Here is a 508-nt window from a genome sequence, read left to right as displayed (position 1 = left end):
ATCTTTATCGTAAAGGGCAACAGTTGATCCTGGTTCTGCGTTCACTTCAACTGGTGTCTTAGTGCCTGCTTTGCCTGTAAGGTCTGTGTTCACAACTGGTTTAGCCGGTGCTTCTGTATCTGCAGCTGTTGTTGCTTTCACTGGTTCACTTGCATCTGAAGTGTTACCTGCCGCATCGGTTGCTTTCGCTGTTACATTGCCTTCTGGAATGTTTACTGTTGGAGTGATAGTGGCTTTACCATTTTCACCTGCAGTTGCTTCACCAATCTTGTTGCCATCTTTATCGTAAAGGGCAACAGTTGATCCTGGTTCTGCGTTCACTTCAACTGGTGTCTTAGTTCCTGCTTTACCTGTTAGGTCTGTATCGACAACTGGTTTCGCTGGTGCTTCTGTATCTGGTGTGCTTGGTTTTGTTGCTTTCGCTGGGTCACTTGCTACTGATGTGTTTCCTGATGGATCTGTCGCTTTCGCTGTCACATTTCCTTCTGGAATATTAACAGTTGGCGTA

General features: G+C 45.9%; 1 protein-coding gene. It reads right to left on the bottom strand.

Annotation, left to right across the window (positions count from 1 at the left end; all coding sequences use genetic code 11):
- A partial coding sequence (locus ADH81_RS11205) for an Ig-like domain-containing protein (RefSeq protein ID WP_049527958.1) occupies positions 1-508 on the bottom strand: 508 nt, incomplete at both ends.

It is taken from the genome of Streptococcus pseudopneumoniae (assembly GCF_001072925.1).
GTDB classification, from domain to species: Bacteria; Bacillota; Bacilli; order Lactobacillales; family Streptococcaceae; genus Streptococcus; species Streptococcus pseudopneumoniae_Q.
Note: the sequence above shows the minus strand (reverse complement) of the source record. Positions and strands in the feature narration are given on the sequence as shown.